The sequence below is a fragment of the Phenylobacterium kunshanense genome, from assembly GCF_003254525.1.
In the GTDB taxonomy this organism is placed as follows: domain Bacteria; phylum Pseudomonadota; class Alphaproteobacteria; order Caulobacterales; family Caulobacteraceae; genus Phenylobacterium; species Phenylobacterium kunshanense.
Genome location: NZ_QFYS01000001.1, coordinates 705,085 through 719,576 on the forward strand (window position 1 = coordinate 705,085; position 14,492 = coordinate 719,576).

Consider the following 14,492-nt stretch of genomic DNA (forward strand, 5'->3'; position numbering starts at 1 on the left):
CTCAGGCCTGCGTCAGGAAGCCGTCCTGGATGAGCTTTTCGGCCAGGGCGGCCTGAGCCTCGGGGGGCAGGCCCGGGAGATCGGCGACGGCGAAGGGGCCGGACTGGGCCAGGAGGTATTCGAAGGCGGGCCGGTGCTCCCGGTCGGCGACGACCAGCGCCTGGGCGAACTGGAGGCCGACGGACTCGCCCAGGTCCACGAGCCGGGCCGGCAGGGGCGTGGAGCGCCGCAGGCGGGTGTCGCGTCCGATCGCGGTCTCGCCCGCCCCGATGAAGTCGCCGGTGACGCCGCAGCGGGCGGAGCGGATGAGGCGGTCCTCCAGCGCCGCGAGGCCGCGGTCCACGTCCCCGTCGTCGAGCGCCGCGGCCAGGTCGCGGACGGCGGCGGCCAGGCGGGCGCGGGCGGCCCTGTCGCCGAGATAGCGCGGCGGCGCGCGTTCCAGCAGCGTCCCGCCGGAAAGGCTGCGCGCTTCGAGGGCGGCGCTGAGGACGGCCAGGAGGTTCGGCGGGTGGAAGCCGATGGTCAGGTGGACCGAGGCGCCGGCGTCGGTCTCCGCCGCATGGACCAGCCCGCGTGGCAGGTAGAGCACGTCGCCCGGCGCCAGCACGATGCGCGTCGGCTCGCCCAGCGTCGCGGGATCGACCGCGCGCTCCCGCTGGCGGAACCGTTCGGGGGGCACGATCGGCGAGGACAGGTGGACATGCCAGATCTTGGAGCCGCGCACCTGCAGGACCAGGACGTCGTGGTCGTCGAAGTGGGGCGCGAAGCCCTGGGCGCGGGGCGGCGTGGCGTAGACGTTGATCTGGGTCTCGAAATCGGTGTCGGCGGCGATGGCGTTGGTCAGCAGGCGAAGCTCGGGCGCGAACCGCTCCACGCCATTGAGCACGATGCTGTGCCCCTCCGCATAGCGATTGCGCACCTGCACCAGGTCGACGGCGCCGTCGGGCAGCACGAGCTGGTCGAAGGGCAGCGTCTGGCCCTGGCTGACCAGCCGCAGCATGTCGGGCTGGGGCCGAAGCGCCGCCAGCACCTCCTCCAGGCGGCGGTCGGGCAGCAGGGCGGCGAAGCGGTCGGGCGCGGGCGCGCGGCCGTGGTGGTGGCGGCGGCCCCAGACCTCGGCGAAGAAGCTGTCCACCGGCAACGGCGCCAGCAGCGCGGCAAGGTCCGTGGGCCCGGTCACGCGGCCCGGAACTTCTCTTCGGCCACCGCCCGGGGATAGCCGTTGCGCACCAGGGTCTCGGTGACCTGCTGGTAGAAGTGGCGGTAGGCGTCGCAGTAGACGGACGGGTTGTCGAAGCCGGTGTCGGCGGCGAAGCGGTTCTCGATGTCGCCCCCACCGCAGGCCGCGCGCCAGCGGCAGTCGCCGCAGGCCGTGGGCAGGCTCTGCTGCAGCCGGTCGACCTCGGCGAAGATGGGATGGGCCAGGACCTCGCGCAGCGGCGTGGTCCGGATGTCGAAGACGGGCGCTGTGCGGTACCAGCCGAGCGCGGGGGTGAAGGTGTCGTCCACCGTGACGGTCCCGTCGCTGCGGGCGATCAGGATCTGGTTCGACTTGCGGGGCCGCTCGACCAGCCGCGCGGCCGGGGCGCCGACGACGAAGTGCGAGAGCGCCTCCTCGATGAAACGGACCTGCACGCGGCGGTCGTCCTCCGCCAGCCAGGCGTGGAAGATCGCGACCATGGCCTCCCCGAAGCGGCGCGGGCCGTCCGAGGCCAGGAAGGCGTGGTCGTCGCGGCTGCGGTCGGCGAGCAGGAAGCTCATCTCGAACACGCCCAGGCCGCGCAGGTAGCGATAGACCTCGCCGTAGTCGGGGCCGGGCTGGACCACGCTGATCGTCGAGGGCCAGGGCGCGCCGTCGTGGTACCGGTCGATGAGGAGACGGATCGCCCGCTCGGTCGCCGCATGGGTGGAGCGGCCGCGCCGGTCGAGCCGGAAGCGGTCGTTCACCTCGGCCGGCCCGTCGATGCTGACCCCCACGCCCACGCGATGGCGGGCGAAGATGGCCGCCCAGTCCTCGTCGACGAGCAGGCCGTTGGTCTGAATGGAGAGGGCGAGGTCGGCCGCGCGCCCGACGCTGGCCTCCAGCGCGGAACAGGCCGCCGCGAAGGCCCGCGGGCCCATCATCGTCGGCTCGCCGCCGTGGAAGGAGAGCTTCACGCGCGGGATGTCGAGGTCGACGCAGCCCTGCGCCAGCCAGCGCCCGAGCGCCTCGGTCACCTCGGGGGCGACGCGGGCGGGCCGGTCCAGCGCCGAGTCCTCGCCCATGTTGAAGTAGTAGCAGTAGCTGCAGTTGATGTTGCAGCGCTCGGCCACCTTGTAGACGACCTGGAGCGCCTCGATCGAGCCCGGGTGCGCCAGGCTGAATGGCGGACGGGCTCCCGCTGCCCGGTGTTCAGAGCCCAGGTCGCCCCTGCCCGCCGCCATCTTCGACCGTCGTCAGCCGCGGGTTCTGATCTGTTCGGCGACCTTGAGCTGCTCGGTCACCAGCTTCGAGACGAGCTCGGCGGGGTCGAAGCCCAGCCTGTCCAGGATCGCCTTGCTCTGGTTGTAGCCGCCGTTGCCGCCCTGCCAGTGATTGCCGCCGCCCGACTGGGTGTAGGGGCCGCCGTCCTGGATGTAATTCCCGCCGCCGCCGGAGCTGGAAATGATGTCCGGGTTGATCAGGCCGTCGATGATGGCCTTTCCGATCAGCTCCCGCTGGGCCAGCGAGAAGGTGGCCAGCTTCTTCCGTTGTTCCGCCCGGGCGGCCATTTCGGAGTCGGTGTCCTTGTCAGCCATGTCCTGCCTCCTTGGTCTGGAGGTGACGCTGCGCTCTCCCGCCTAGGTTGTCAACTTTCACAAACCCGTGTTATCCGAATGGTCAAGCTTGCCGGCAGGACGATCCGCCGCACGTGGTGAACCCAAGATAAGCCTGTCCCTTCATGGCGGCTTAAACGCGAGCGACAAGCTTGGCCGGATGTTGTGGAAGACGCGCCGGCTGAACGTCCGCGCCTGGTTCACCCTCGCGGGAACCGGGCCGCTGGCGATGCTCGCCGTCGGGGCCTCGGCCACCGGCGAGGGGCTGGCGCGCGCCGCAGGGTTGTGGATCGCCGGCCTGTTGATCCCGAGCGCCGTGCTGGCGATCGTCACCCTGCAGACCCGCTGGCAGGGCGTGCGGGCCGAGCCGACGCCGTGGGACGCCGAGAAGACGTTGCAGGACGCCCTGGGCCTGACCACCGTGCAGGCGTGCGTGATGCTGGCGAGCGTGCTGGCCGGGGCGCCCTTCCCGCCGATCGCGGTGGCCTGCGGCCTGGGGGTGGCGACCCTGCCCCTGGCGCTGGCGACCCTGGCCTATCTCGTCTGGCTGCCCTTCGCGGACGGCGCGTCAGAGGCGCCCGGCCTCGCGCAGGCGGTCGAGCAGCCAGATGCGCGCCGGTGGGAGCGGCCGGTTCAGCGGGCCGAAGATGAAGGCTTCGAGGAAGTGGCCCGTCAGCGCCAGGCCCGCCCCGACATCGCCAGCTTCCAGCCGCGCCTGGGCCGAGAGCAGGAAGGGCGGCAGGCCGAGGAGCCGGTCCTTGTACGGTTCGCCGGCGTCGCGGCTTACCGCGCGCCCCGTGCGGGGGCTGACATACACCAGGTCGTCCACGGCGCCCGTGGCGGCGCATTTGGACAGGTCGAGGCCGAAGCCCAGCTCCTGCAGCAGCCCCGCCTCGAAGCGGACGAACACCGCCGGCCAGATCTCCGGGTGGGCGAAGGCGGCGGTGAGCGCCTCGAAGGCGAGGTAGGCCCCCGGGTGCGGCTCTCGCTCCGGCAGTGCCCCGGCGGCGACGGCGGCGGCGGCGGCGATGCCGGCGAGCGCGAGGGCGTCGTCGAAGTGCTCCGCTGGCCCCTGCCCCACCGGCTCCAGGCTCGCCGAGCCGAGCTGGCCCTCGACGCGGGCGCGGAAGGTGACCACCGCCCGGGCGCCGGGCTGGAGGAAGGGCCTGAGGCGCCGGGAGCCCCCGCCGGCCACGTGGGCGGCGTACTTGCCGTGGGCGGCGGTGAGCAGCTCGACGATGGCGCCGGACTCGCCATGGGCGCGGGCGGCCAGCACGAAGGCGTCGTCGACGAATTCCATGCCGGCAAGCTGGCGGCGCCCGCGGCGGAAATCCAGTCCCTCGCCTATCCGCCCGAGCTGGAGGCGGCTCTGGCCGAGCTCATCGGCCTGGTGGGCCAGATGCGGCGGAGCGGAACGAGGCGGCGTCGGGCGGCGGCGTGAGGGCTGGGGCGGCCAAGCCCCGGGGGCGGCGGCGGCGAGCCGGTTTGTCGGAAGCGGACTTGCTGAAGTTCAGCGGCGGGTGGAAGTGGTCACCGAGATGCTCCCCCTCAGGGGGAGCTGTCGCGGAGCGACTGAGGGGGTTTCATCCCCAGAGGCAGCGGCGGAAACCCCCTCCGGCCCTCCGGGCCACCTCCCCCTGCGGGGGAGGATCTTGGGTCCGCTAGGCGTCGATCCAATGTGCGGGCATTCCGCGCGGAGGTCGCTTCCTCAACGCGGAGCTACCGGCGGGTTGGGTCCCGGTCTTCGCCTGCGGCGAAACCGGGATGACACCGTGGAGAGGCGTTCGCCGCCCTACCACTCGTGCGCCGCGGCCCTTTCGATGAGCGGCCGCCAGGACGGCTCGACGGGGAGGCCGAAGATGTCGCGGAGGGCGGATTCGATGCCGGGGGCGTCGAGGGTGGCGACGGTGGTCTCGCCGCCGCGGGGGCGGGTGGAGAGGCGGTTGAAGAGCAGGCCGTGGCGGGCGTCGGGGGCGGTCTTGGCGACCATGACCACGTTGCGGAAGATCGAGGTGGGGTGGGTCGAGGTGAACCAGTTGGCCATCTCGTAGTCGGCCGGCGCGCAAGGGGTGAGCGAGAGGTCGTAGACGGGGATCCAGCCGGCATCGCGGCGCATCTGGAGCGCCAGGCCGCCGCCCTGCGCGGGGTCGATGGGGACGAGGCGGTAGTCGTCGTGGTCGGTGGACTGGACGGTGTCCGGCTCCAGCCGCAGGGGCGCGGTCATGACGGCGCCGCCGAAGCCCACGTCCACCAGCCAGGAGGTTCCGTCCAGCTCGACGCGCAGGACCTGATGCGTGCGGGGCTGCAGCGGGGCCTCGTCGGGCTGGTTCCAGCGGACGCGCGCGGCGAGGCCGGTGACCTCGAAGCCCAGCTCGGTGAGCACGCGCCGGAACAGGCTGTTGTGCTCGAAGCAGTAGCCGCCGCGCCGGCCGTCGATCAGCTTGGCGTCCACGGCGGCCGGCGAGATGTCGACGCCGCGGTCCAGCAGCACGTCGATGGCCTCGAAGGGGATCGAGGCGGGATGGCGCTCGTGCAGCGCGCGCAGGGTGTCCAGGGTCGGCGCCGTCGGGCCGTCGTGGCCGATGCGGGCGAAATAGGCGGCAAGGTCGGTCATGGGCGCCAGATACGGAGAAGCGGCCTGTGCGCCTAGGGCCACTTTCGGCGCCGGTGGCATGCCACCGCCGGGAGGTCAGACGTCGAAGTCGAGGCCCACGTCGCCGTAGAACTCGCGCTTGTCGGCCCAGCGCTCGTCGACGGTGACGTGCAGGAAGAGGTGCACGGGGCGATCCAGCAGCTCGGTGAGCTCCTCGCGGGCCTTCTGGCCGATCCACTTCAGGGTCTGGCCGCCCTTGCCGAGCACGATGGGGCGCTGGCTCTCGCGCTCCACATAGATGGTCTGCTCGATGCGGACCGAGCCGTCCTTGCGCTCCTGGAAGGCGGTGGTCTCCACGGCGGCCGAATAGGGCAGCTCCTCGTGGACGCGGAGGTACAGCTTCTCGCGCGTGATCTCGGCGGCCAGCAGGCGGGCCGGCAGGTCGGCGGTCTGGTCCTCGGGGTAGAACCAGGGGTTCTCGGGCATCATCCCGGCGAGCCGCGCCTTGAGGTCGTCGACCCCGGAGCCGGTGGCGGCGGAGATCATGAAGACCTCGGAATAGACGCCTGTATCGAAAAGCTTCTGCGAGAGCGCCAGGAGCTGGTCGCGCTTCACCGCGTCGATCTTGTTGAGGGCCAGGATCGCCTTGCGCCCGGCCTTCTTGAGGCCCTCGACGATGGACTCCACATCGGCGACGGCGCGGCGGTCGGCCGGCTTGGCGTCGGGGCCCTGGACGGCGATCTCGGCGGCGGCGTCGACGAGGTGGACGACGGCGTCGGCGTCCTCGGCCCCGCCCCAGGCGGCGCGGACCATGGCGCGGTCCAGCTTGCGGCGCGGCTGGAAGATGCCAGGGGTGTCGACCAGCACGATCTGGGTCTCGCCGGCGATGGCGACGCCACGCACCGGGAAGCGCGTGGTCTGGACCTTCTGGGTCACGATGGAGACCTTGGCCCCGACGAGGCGGTTGGTCAGGGTGGACTTGCCCGCATTGGGCGCGCCGATGATCGCGGCGAAGCCGGCCCGGCTGGTCATTTCACGTCCTCGATTCTGGACAGCATCTGTTCGGCGACGACCTTTTCCGCGTCGCGGATGGAGCCGCCCGCCCCCGTCACCGGCTCGAAGCCCTGGACGAACAGCTCCAGGCGGAAGGTCGGCTTGTGGCTGGGGCCGGACTGTTCCAGCACGGTGTAGCGGGGCGCGGGCAGGCCGCGTCCGAAGGCCCATTCCTGCAGGACGACCTTGGGGTGGCGCTGCTTCGGCTCGCCCAGGCGGCGGAACGGCGCGTCCCAGGCCTGGACGACGAAGGCGCGGGCGGCCTCCAGGCCCCCGTCGAAGTAGAGCGCGGCGATCAGGGCCTCGCAGGCGTCGCCCAGGACGCGGTCGCTGAAGCGGATGCCGGTCTTGCCGGTGCCGCCGCCCATGAGCAGCGTCGCGGGCAGGCCCACCTGGCGCGCGACCTCGGCGCAGGTCTCCAGGTTCACCAGCTTGTGGAAGGCGGCGGAGAGCTCGCCCTCGCGGGCCTCGGGCATGCGGGCCAGCAGCTCCTCGGCGATGATCAGGTTCAGCACCCGGTCGCCGAAGAACTCCAGCCGCTCGTTGTGCTCGATGTGGGGACGCCGGTCGCCGACGGAGGCGTGCGTCAGCGCCCGCTCCAGAAGCTTGCGGTCGGCGAAGGTATGGCCGATGCGGCGCTCGAGCTCCTCGACCGCCGCCGATCTTCCGCTCATTTCAGGACTTTGAAGAACCGGCTGGGCCGCGCGTCGAGGACCCAGGTCCAGGGCTTGAAGATCGAGGCCTCGGGCTTCCACGACAGCAGGATGATCTGCGCCTTGCCGACCAGATAGTCGGCCGGAACCATGCCCACGCCCTGGAGCGCCGGCGGCACGCGGCTGTCGGACGAGTTGTCCCGGTTGTCGCCCATCATGAAGTAGTGGCCTTCGGGGACAACGAAGACGTCGGTGTTGTCGAGGTCGCCGTCGGGGCCCCAATCCTGGGTGGCGAACTTGCGGCCGCCCTCGACCTCTTCCTCGTAGCGGGCGACCTCGCGCTCCACGCCATAGCCGACGCGGGTCTTCACCGGCGAGAGCGGCTCGCGCTTCACTTCCTTGTCGTTGATGTAGAGCAGGCCGTTCTTCATCTGCACCCGGTCGCCCGGCAGGCCGATGACGCGCTTGACGTAGTCGGTGTGGCCGTCGCTGGGCAGCTTGAAGACCACCACGTCGCCCCGCTCGGCCGGCTTGTCCATGATGCGGCCCTCGAACAGCGGCGGGCTGAACGGGATCGAGTGCTTGGAGTAGCCGTACGACCACTTGGACACGATGATGTAGTCGCCCTCGTAGAGGTTGGGCTCCATCGAGGCCGAGGGGATCGTGAAGGGCTGGAAGAACAGGACGCGCAGGAACAGGGCGATCAGCAGGGCGTAGACGATCGTCTTGACGATCTCCACCAGCTCCTTGACCGCGCCGGACTTCTGGGGCGTCTCAGCGCTCTGCACGTTCTCGCTCATCGATGATCCTTCAGGGTTCCGGGGGCGCCGGAACGGGAGCTTGCGTATCCGCTCCCTAGCGCATGAGCAAGTTTCGCGCCCGTGAACTTTGGGACAGGCCCCGGAGGAGCGACCATCGGCCGCCTGCAAATGCGGCCGTCGCAGGAAAGGGCCAGTCGGTCGCGACTGGACTGCTGACAGGCGGTTCCAGCGGCCTATGTAGGCAGGATGAATCGCCCTGCCCTGCCGCCGCTGCACCTGCTGCTCGCCCTGGTCGTGGTGGCCGTGTGGGGCACGAACTTCGTGGTCATCAAGTGGGGGCTGGAGGACTTCCCGCCCCTGACGTTCGCCGCGCTCCGCTTCACCTTCGCGGTGCTGCCGGCGATCTTCTTCCTGAAACGCCCCGCCGTGTCGTGGCGCAACCTGGCGCTCTACGGCGTGCTGATCGGCGTCGGCCAGTTCGGCATGCTCTACATCGCCATGACCCAGTGGATCTCGCCCGGGCTGGCCAGCCTGGTCGTGCAGACGCAGGTGTTCTTCACCATCGGCTTCGCCATGCTGCTGGCCGGCGAGCGGGTGCGGACCTACCAGGTCGTGGCGCTGCTGCTGGCCGCCTGCGGGCTGGGCTGGCTGATGATCCACACCAACGCCGAGGTCACGCCCATCGGCCTGGGCCTGGTGCTGGTCGCGGCCCTGTCCTGGGCCGGCGGCAACACCGCGGCGCGGGCGGCCGGGCCGGTGAACATGCTGGCCTATGTGGTCTGGGCGAGCGTCTTTTCCGCCCCGCCGCTGTTCGCGCTGGCGCTGACGGTCGAGGGCTGGCCGGCGGTGTCGCACGCCGTCGCCAACGCCGACGCGGCGGCCTGGGGCGCGGTGCTGTGGCAGTCGGTGGGCAACACGATCTTCGGCTACACGGCCTGGGCCTGGCTGCTGGCGCGGCACCCGGCGGCGACCATCGCGCCGCTGTCGCTGCTGGTGCCGGTGTTCGGCATGGGCGCCTCGGCCATGCTGCTCGGCGAGCCGCTGACGAGCTGGAAGCTGACGGCGGCGGTGCTGGTGATGGGCGGCCTGGCCCTGAACACGCTGTGGCCGCGGATCGTGGCCTGGCGGGCGGCGGCGAGCGCTGCGTAGGGGGCGGGCCTGCTAGGGCTCTCCGCCTGTCATCCCGGTTTCGCCGCAGGCGAAGACCGGGACCCAACCTGCCGAACGCTTCACGCCCCGGAGCGGCCCTTCGCCCCGAAGCCGCTTCCGATCACCCAGGAGCCCGGAACGGCGTTGGGTCCCGGTCTTGGGCTGTCGCCCAAACCGGGATGACACCGGATGCGGGACGACTCTCGCGCCGCCTTTCAGACGGCGGGAGGCGCGGGCTCACCGCTCCGCGATGGCCTTGAGGCGGGCGAGCGAGCCGCGCATCCACTGGGCGTAGGCGCCGTCGAGCAGGGCCTTCTTCAGGAGCCAGCCGCCGAGCCTGGGGCCCAGCAGGCCGGGGAAGCGGTCGGGGCGCAGCTCGAAGGCGTAGGTCCAGCGGACGTGGGTATTTCCCCCGTCCAGCGGCGTGTAGGCGAAGGCCCCGAGGCCGTAGCGGAGCGGCTTCGCGGCCGGGGTCGAATAGTCCCAGACCTGATAGCGGAAGCCGTAGCCGTCGGGGCCGCGATGCTTGTCGAGGACCTGTTCGACCACCGTCGTCCCGTCGGTGAGGAAGACCATGTGGCGCGAACCCGGCGCGTCGAAGCGCTCGCCCCGCAACACGCAGGTTCCGCGCACGCCCGGCAGGCTTCCCGAACCGTCGATCCAGTCCTCGAGCCGCGCGGCGTCGACGGCGGCCACCACCTCGGACAGCGGGCGCTCGATGACCGCCTCCTCGACGCGCGAGACCAGCCCGCGGGCCGGGCCGAGCGGCGGCGGGTCGCTGGGCGCATACCCCGGCGGCGGAGCGAGATTGGTGATCATGGTCGTTCCCCCCGAGTCGGGCGCTCCGCACGAAAGCCGATTGCCCGCCGCAACGTCCACCATCCTAGTTGGGGGGACGCATCGGACGGAAGGACGGAACCATGGACGCCGGAGTGGACCTGCAGGCGCTGGCCGGCTGGATGGACGCCCAGGGGCTGGGCGGCGGGCCGCTGGAGGACGTCACCCTGCTGGGCGGCGGCACCCAGAACATCCTGATGCGGTTCTCCCGCGCGGGCCGGACCTATGTGCTGCGCCGCCCGCCGCCGCATCTTCGGGCCAATTCCAACGAGACCATGCGCCGCGAGGCGCGGATGCTGGCGGCGCTGAAGGGGACGGACGTGCCGCACCCGGGCCTGATCGCGTCCTGCCCGGACGAGGACGTGCTGGGCGCGGCGTTCTACCTGATGGAGTCGATCGAGGGCTTCAATCCGACCACGGGCCTGCCGCCGCTGCATGCGGGGTCGGAGGCCGCGCGCCACCGGATGGGCCTGGCCATGGTGGAGGGCATCGCCGCGCTGGGCGCGCTGGACTACCGGGCGCTGGGCCTTTCGGACTTCGGCAAGGTCGACAACTACCTGGAGCGCCAGGTGGCGCGCTGGAAGTCGCAGCTCGACAGCTATGGCCAGTACGCCGGCTGGCCGGGCCCGGGCGGCATTCCCGGCGTGGACGAGGTGGCGGCGTGGCTGGAGCGGCACCGGCCCTCGACCTTCCAGCCGGGGATCATCCACGGCGATTTCCACCTGTCGAACGTGATGTTCCGCAAGGACGCGCCCGAACTGGCGGCCATCGTCGACTGGGAGCTGACCACCATCGGCGACCCGCTGCTGGACCTGGGCTGGCTGCTGGCCACCTGGCAGGAGAGCGAGGCGCCGCGCGACTTCGGGGTCAACATCCAGCCCTGGCGCGGCTTCGCCACCCCGCAGGAGCTGGTGGAGCACTACCGGCCCCGCACCCATCGGGACATGGCCGCGATCGACTGGTACGCGGTGCTGGCGTGCTACAAGCTGGGCCTGATCCTGGAAGGGACCTTCGCCCGCGCCTGCGCCGGCCAGGCGCCGAAGGAGACAGGCGACCGGCTGCACGCCCACACCGTCAGCCTGTTCGAGCGCGCCCTGCGCTGGATCCGCTGAGCGCGTTCCGAGGGATCAGCTCACCCGGGTCCAGGTCTGGGCCTTGCAGAGCACGTTGGCGAGCAGGCAGCCCTTGGCGCGCAGGGTCTTGCCGTCCAGCGGCTCGGCCGTGCCGGTGAAGGTGCGGTTGAGGTCGGGGATGAAGACCTTGCCCTTCCAGACGCCGTTGGCGCGGGGGGTGAACTCGCGGAAGAGCTGGAGGCCGACGAGGTTGGGCGTGCCGCCCTCGGCCGCGTCCTTCTTGGCCTTGTCGCTGGCCCAGACGACATAGCCGCAGGCGCCCTGGGCGCAGGGACGGATGTCGACGTGGACGGAGTTCTTGGGATTGCGCCAGACGCCGTACAGCGAGGCGTCGCCCTGGGCGGCGGCGGGCGCCGCCGCGGCGAGCGCGACCGCTCCGGCGAGGGCGGCGACGATGGATTTCACGACACGCATTCTCTGGTCTTGGCCTTGGTCCTGGTTCCGCCGCGTGGCGGATCGGTGTTCGTTCTCAGAGCGCCATATAGGGGTTCGCACCTGATTGCGCGATGAACGGGGCCGTCAGCCTTCCGGCAGGGCCTCGATGATCACGAACGCCTGGGCGTAGGGATGGTCGTCGGTGAGGCTGAGGTGGATCACCGCCTTCATGCCCGGCGGGGTCATTTCCTGGAGCCGCGCGAGGGCGCCGCCGGTGAGGGCCATGGTCGGCTGGCCCGAGCGCATGTTGACCACGCCCATGTCGCGCCAGAAGACGCCGCGGCGCATGCCGGTGCCGAGCGCCTTGGCGCAGGCCTCCTTGGCGGCGAAGCGCTTGGCGTAGCTGGCGGCGGCGTCGGCCTTGCGGTCGGACCGGGCGCGCTCGATCTCGGTGAAGACGCGCATCCGGAAGCGGTCGCCGAACCGGTCGAGGCTGGCCTGGATGCGGCGGATGTCGGACAGGTCCGACCCGAGGCCGAGGATCATGCGGCCGCCTGGCTGCGCGCCTCGTCCATCAGGGCGCGCATGCGCTGGATGGCGGGGCCAAGGCCGATGAAGATGGCCTCGCCGATCAGGAAGTGGCCGATGTTGAGCTCCATCAGCTCGGGGATCGCGGCGACGGGCTTCACCGTCTCGTAGTCGATGCCGTGGCCGGCGTGGACCTCCAGGCCCAGCGCGTGGGCCTGGGCCGCGGCGGCCTGAAGCTTGCGCAGAAGCGCCTCGGCCTGGGGGAGCCGCTCGCGGACCGCCTGGCAGTAGGCGCCGGTGTGCAGCTCGACCACCTGGGCGCCCACCGCCTTCGACGCGGCGACCTGGGCCTCGTCGGCGTCGATGAAGAGCGAGACGCGGATGCCGGCGGCGGCGAGCCTCTGAACCACCGGCCTGATCGCGCCCTCGCCGCGGACCACGTCGAGCCCGCCCTCGGTGGTGACCTCCTCGCGCCGCTCGGGGACCAGGCAGGCCGCGTGGGGCAGGTGCTTCAGCGCGATGGCCTCCATCTCCGGCGTGACGGCGCACTCGAAGTTCAGGGGGCGGCCGCGACGCCGGCAGATCACCGCCAGCGCCTCGATGTCGGCGTCGGAGATGTGGCGGCGGTCCTCGCGCAGGTGGGCGGTGATGCCGTCGGCGCCGGCCGCGAGCGCCATCTCGGCCGCCCGGACGGGGTCCGGGTAGCCCTCGCCGCGCGCGTTCCGCACCGTGGCGACGTGGTCGATGTTGACGCCGAGTCTGAGGCGGCTCATGCGCCCTCCCCTTGCTGTCAGGCCTTCAGCCGCTTGCTGCCCGGCTCCTCGGCCGGGATCGCGGCCAGTTCGGGCGGGATTTCGTCGGGCGCGTAGGACGGCACGTCCACCGTCGCCAGCGCGACCAGCGGAAAGCCGACGTCGGCCTTGCCGCCCGAACGGTCGACGATGCAGGCGCAGGCCAGCACGACGCCGCCCGCCTCGGCCACCGGCTCCACCGCCTCGCGGAACGAGCCGCCGGTGGTGATCACGTCCTCGACGACCACGACCTTGGCGCCCGGCGCGATCTTGAACGCCCGCCGCAGCCGGAACTTGCCGTCTTCGCGCTCCACATAGATCGACGGCACGCCCAGGGCGCGGGCGACCTCGTAGCCGGGGATGATGGCGCCGACGGCGGGCGCCACGATCACGTCGGGCTTGCCGAACTGGGCGACGATCTTCTCGGCCAGCGCCCGGCACAGGCGCTCGGTGCGGTCAGGATACTGAAAGACCAAGTTTTTCTGGAGGAACATCGGGCTGTGGCGACCCGAGGCCAGGATGAAGTGGCCTTCGCGCAGGGCGCCGGCGCCGCGGAACTCTTCGAGGACGTCATCGGTGTTCATGGCGCTCCCATACACCGCGTCGCGGCGGGTTGTCGCGGCGTCCATCAACCTTGCCCGCTGGCAACCTTACATTAGCGCCCGGCGGGCTAGCCTGCGTGGTGATGGTGGGTTTGCACGCGAGAAGCGCAGAAGCGCCGAGCGAGCGGAAGGTCTTTCCGGACGACTTCCCGGAGGGCCTGAAGCCGCGTCTTCGGCTGTTCCTGAGCGCTGACCTGGTGGGCTCCACCAGGTACAAGCAGTCGCGCAACGCGTGGCGCTCCGAAATCCTGGGCTTTTTCCGGAACTTCGACTTCGTTCTTCAGACCCAGTACCGCGCCTTCACCGACGGCCGCGAGGAGACTCTGGGCGCGCCGGAGTTCTGGAAGAGCAACGGCGACGAACTGCTCTACGTCTGCGAGCTGCAGAGCCTGTCCCACGCCCACGCCATGATGCACGTGTGGCTGGCCGCCCTGGAGCGGTACCGGATCGAATACACCGAGGGCCAGCAGCACCTGGACGTGAAGTCGACGGCCTGGATCGGACTGTTCCCGCTGCCGAACTCCGAGGTGTTCTTCCGGCGGGGCGGCGGCCAGCTGGAGCCCGACACCGCCAAGGACCCGGTGCTGATCCAGTCAGAGCTGCGCGACGAGTGGTACGCCAATCCCAACACCGGCGCGATCATCCGCGACTTCGCCGGCCCCTCGATCGACACCGGCTTCCGGCTGACGTCCTGGGCGACGCCGCGGCGGCTGATCCTGTCGGTCGACCTCGCCTTCCTGCTCACCAGCTCCTACACCAAGGGCGTCGGCCCCCTGCGGCTGCACCTGTCGGGGCGGGAAAAGCTGAAGGGCATCATCGGCGACCAGCCCTACCCCACCCTCTGGATCCCGGTGGGGGGCGCAAGGGCGCCCGTCGACGGCGACCTGGGCCCCGCGGCCACCGACCGGGCCACCATCCGGTCGTACTGCGAGGCGATCATCGAGCAGAACTACAGCTCGATCACGCCGCTGTTCCTCGGCGGCGCGCGCCACGAGGACTTCGACTGGGCGCCGCCCTACATCCTCAGCCGGATCCTGAAGCACTGGGACGAAGAGGTGCGCTACCGCACCGAGGTCACGGGCGTGGTGCTGCTGCCGTAGGGCGGCGATCTTTCACGGCGACCGACCGGCATCGCCTCGAGACGGCGAAGCCGTCTTAGGAACCACGGAAAGCACAGAGGAACACGGAAGGTGGCCGACCGACCTTCCGTGTCTCTCTGTG

18 protein-coding genes are annotated in these 14,492 nt (G+C 71.1%); 4 read left to right on the forward strand and 14 right to left on the reverse strand.

Annotated elements, in window-relative coordinates; translation table 11 throughout:
* Nucleotide 1: 1 nt before the first annotated feature.
* The 5 genes from DJ019_RS20890 to recO form a co-directional block, all read right to left on the reverse strand.
* Nucleotides 2-1,180 (reverse strand): cupin domain-containing protein, encoded by a 1,179-nt coding sequence (locus DJ019_RS20890; RefSeq protein ID WP_165843883.1) that lies wholly within the window; start codon nt 1,178-1,180, stop codon nt 2-4.
* The gene (locus tag DJ019_RS03610) at nt 1,177-2,424 is read right to left on the reverse strand and encodes a radical SAM protein (RefSeq protein WP_111274596.1); all 1,248 of its coding nucleotides are present in this window, start codon (nt 2,422-2,424) and stop codon (nt 1,177-1,179) included. Before DJ019_RS03610 ends, DJ019_RS20890 begins: the two co-directional genes overlap by 4 nt.
* Before the next feature lie 12 nt (nt 2,425-2,436).
* Nucleotides 2,437-2,778, reverse strand: coding sequence for a hypothetical protein (locus tag DJ019_RS21135; RefSeq protein ID WP_205854076.1), 342 nt, complete (start codon nt 2,776-2,778; stop codon nt 2,437-2,439).
* A 141-nt stretch (nt 2,779-2,919) separates the two neighbouring features.
* Nucleotides 2,920-3,216, reverse strand: coding sequence for a hypothetical protein (locus DJ019_RS03620; protein ID WP_111274597.1), 297 nt, complete (start codon nt 3,214-3,216; stop codon nt 2,920-2,922).
* A gap of 148 nt (nt 3,217-3,364) precedes the next feature.
* Nucleotides 3,365-4,096, reverse strand: coding sequence for a DNA repair protein RecO (gene recO / locus DJ019_RS03625; RefSeq protein WP_111274598.1), 732 nt, complete (start codon nt 4,094-4,096; stop codon nt 3,365-3,367).
* On the opposite strand from recO, the gene DJ019_RS03630 reads away from it, so the two are divergent.
* Complete coding sequence (locus tag DJ019_RS03630) at nt 4,052-4,237, forward strand: hypothetical protein (protein WP_111274599.1); 186 nt, start codon at nt 4,052-4,054, stop codon at nt 4,235-4,237. The genes recO and DJ019_RS03630 overlap by 45 nt on opposite strands.
* 351 nt (nt 4,238-4,588) lie before the next feature.
* Here DJ019_RS03630 and DJ019_RS03635 read toward each other — a convergent pair whose 3' ends face one another.
* The 4 genes from DJ019_RS03635 to lepB all read right to left on the reverse strand — a co-directional run bounded on the left by DJ019_RS03635 (nt 4,589) and on the right by lepB (nt 7,895).
* Nucleotides 4,589-5,410, reverse strand: coding sequence for an arylamine N-acetyltransferase family protein (locus DJ019_RS03635; RefSeq protein WP_111274600.1), 822 nt, complete (start codon nt 5,408-5,410; stop codon nt 4,589-4,591).
* A 75-nt stretch (nt 5,411-5,485) separates the two neighbouring features.
* Nucleotides 5,486-6,421 (reverse strand): GTPase Era, encoded by a 936-nt coding sequence (gene era, locus DJ019_RS03640; protein WP_111274601.1) that lies wholly within the window; start codon nt 6,419-6,421, stop codon nt 5,486-5,488.
* Nucleotides 6,418-7,116, reverse strand: a complete 699-nt coding sequence (rnc, locus tag DJ019_RS03645; RefSeq protein ID WP_111274602.1) for a ribonuclease III — start codon at nt 7,114-7,116, stop codon at nt 6,418-6,420. The genes era and rnc overlap by 4 nt, the downstream gene beginning before the upstream one ends.
* The gene (gene lepB, locus DJ019_RS03650) at nt 7,113-7,895 is read right to left on the reverse strand and encodes a signal peptidase I (RefSeq protein WP_111274603.1); all 783 of its coding nucleotides are present in this window, start codon (nt 7,893-7,895) and stop codon (nt 7,113-7,115) included. Before lepB ends, rnc begins: the two co-directional genes overlap by 4 nt.
* Before the next feature lie 207 nt (nt 7,896-8,102).
* On the opposite strand from lepB, the gene DJ019_RS03655 reads away from it, so the two are divergent.
* Entirely contained in the window at nt 8,103-9,005 is a 903-nt protein-coding gene (locus DJ019_RS03655) for an EamA family transporter (RefSeq protein WP_111274604.1), read from the forward strand.
* Between the two features lie 237 nt (nt 9,006-9,242).
* On the opposite strand, the gene DJ019_RS03660 is transcribed toward DJ019_RS03655, so the two are convergent.
* Nucleotides 9,243-9,824 carry an SRPBCC family protein gene (locus DJ019_RS03660; RefSeq protein WP_111274605.1) on the reverse strand — a complete coding sequence of 194 codons (582 nt, stop codon included), beginning with the start codon at nt 9,822-9,824 and terminating at the stop codon, nt 9,243-9,245.
* A 101-nt stretch (nt 9,825-9,925) separates the two neighbouring features.
* On the opposite strand from DJ019_RS03660, the gene DJ019_RS03665 reads away from it, so the two are divergent.
* Nucleotides 9,926-10,954, forward strand: coding sequence for a phosphotransferase family protein (locus DJ019_RS03665; RefSeq protein WP_111274606.1), 1,029 nt, complete (start codon nt 9,926-9,928; stop codon nt 10,952-10,954).
* Nucleotides 10,955-10,969: 15 nt separating this feature from the next.
* Here DJ019_RS03665 and DJ019_RS03670 read toward each other — a convergent pair whose 3' ends face one another.
* From DJ019_RS03670 to pyrE, 4 genes are all read right to left on the reverse strand, one after another.
* Entirely contained in the window at nt 10,970-11,389 is a 420-nt protein-coding gene (locus DJ019_RS03670) for a DUF2147 domain-containing protein (protein WP_111274607.1), read from the reverse strand.
* Between the two features lie 105 nt (nt 11,390-11,494).
* Nucleotides 11,495-11,896: a holo-ACP synthase gene (acpS, locus tag DJ019_RS03675; protein WP_111274608.1), complete on the reverse strand. Its 402-nt coding sequence runs from the start codon at nt 11,894-11,896 to the stop codon at nt 11,495-11,497.
* Nucleotides 11,893-12,651 carry a pyridoxine 5'-phosphate synthase gene (locus DJ019_RS03680; RefSeq protein WP_111274609.1) on the reverse strand — a complete coding sequence of 253 codons (759 nt, stop codon included), beginning with the start codon at nt 12,649-12,651 and terminating at the stop codon, nt 11,893-11,895. Before DJ019_RS03680 ends, acpS begins: the two co-directional genes overlap by 4 nt.
* A gap of 17 nt (nt 12,652-12,668) precedes the next feature.
* Complete coding sequence (pyrE, locus tag DJ019_RS03685; protein WP_111274767.1) at nt 12,669-13,253, reverse strand: orotate phosphoribosyltransferase; 585 nt, start codon at nt 13,251-13,253, stop codon at nt 12,669-12,671.
* 110 nt (nt 13,254-13,363) lie between these two features.
* On the opposite strand from pyrE, the gene DJ019_RS03690 reads away from it, so the two are divergent.
* Nucleotides 13,364-14,371, forward strand: a complete 1,008-nt coding sequence (locus DJ019_RS03690; protein ID WP_111274610.1) for a hypothetical protein — start codon at nt 13,364-13,366, stop codon at nt 14,369-14,371.
* Nucleotides 14,372-14,492 lie beyond the last annotated feature (121 nt).

What these genes read in the sequence shown, in the direction of transcription:
- DJ019_RS03610 (WP_111274596.1), bottom strand. Translation starts at nt 2,424, where the DNA reads ATGGCGGCGGGCAGGGGCGACCTGGGCTCTGAACACCGGGCAGCGGGA.
- DJ019_RS21135 (WP_205854076.1), bottom strand. Translation starts at nt 2,778, where the DNA reads ATGGCTGACAAGGACACCGACTCCGAAATGGCCGCCCGGGCGGAACAA.
- DJ019_RS03630 (WP_111274599.1), top strand. Translation starts at nt 4,052, where the DNA reads ATGGGCGCGGGCGGCCAGCACGAAGGCGTCGTCGACGAATTCCATGCC.
- recO (WP_111274598.1), bottom strand. Translation starts at nt 4,096, where the DNA reads ATGGAATTCGTCGACGACGCCTTCGTGCTGGCCGCCCGCGCCCATGGC.
- DJ019_RS03635 (WP_111274600.1), bottom strand. Translation starts at nt 5,410, where the DNA reads ATGACCGACCTTGCCGCCTATTTCGCCCGCATCGGCCACGACGGCCCG.
- era (WP_111274601.1), bottom strand. Translation starts at nt 6,421, where the DNA reads ATGACCAGCCGGGCCGGCTTCGCCGCGATCATCGGCGCGCCCAATGCG.
- rnc (WP_111274602.1), bottom strand. Translation starts at nt 7,116, where the DNA reads ATGAGCGGAAGATCGGCGGCGGTCGAGGAGCTCGAGCGCCGCATCGGC.
- lepB (WP_111274603.1), bottom strand. Translation starts at nt 7,895, where the DNA reads ATGAGCGAGAACGTGCAGAGCGCTGAGACGCCCCAGAAGTCCGGCGCG.
- DJ019_RS03655 (WP_111274604.1), top strand. Translation starts at nt 8,103, where the DNA reads ATGAATCGCCCTGCCCTGCCGCCGCTGCACCTGCTGCTCGCCCTGGTC.
- DJ019_RS03660 (WP_111274605.1), bottom strand. Translation starts at nt 9,824, where the DNA reads ATGATCACCAATCTCGCTCCGCCGCCGGGGTATGCGCCCAGCGACCCG.
- DJ019_RS03665 (WP_111274606.1), top strand. Translation starts at nt 9,926, where the DNA reads ATGGACGCCGGAGTGGACCTGCAGGCGCTGGCCGGCTGGATGGACGCC.
- DJ019_RS03670 (WP_111274607.1), bottom strand. Translation starts at nt 11,389, where the DNA reads ATGCGTGTCGTGAAATCCATCGTCGCCGCCCTCGCCGGAGCGGTCGCG.
- acpS (WP_111274608.1), bottom strand. Translation starts at nt 11,896, where the DNA reads ATGATCCTCGGCCTCGGGTCGGACCTGTCCGACATCCGCCGCATCCAG.
- DJ019_RS03680 (WP_111274609.1), bottom strand. Translation starts at nt 12,651, where the DNA reads ATGAGCCGCCTCAGACTCGGCGTCAACATCGACCACGTCGCCACGGTG.
- pyrE (WP_111274767.1), bottom strand. Translation starts at nt 13,253, where the DNA reads ATGAACACCGATGACGTCCTCGAAGAGTTCCGCGGCGCCGGCGCCCTG.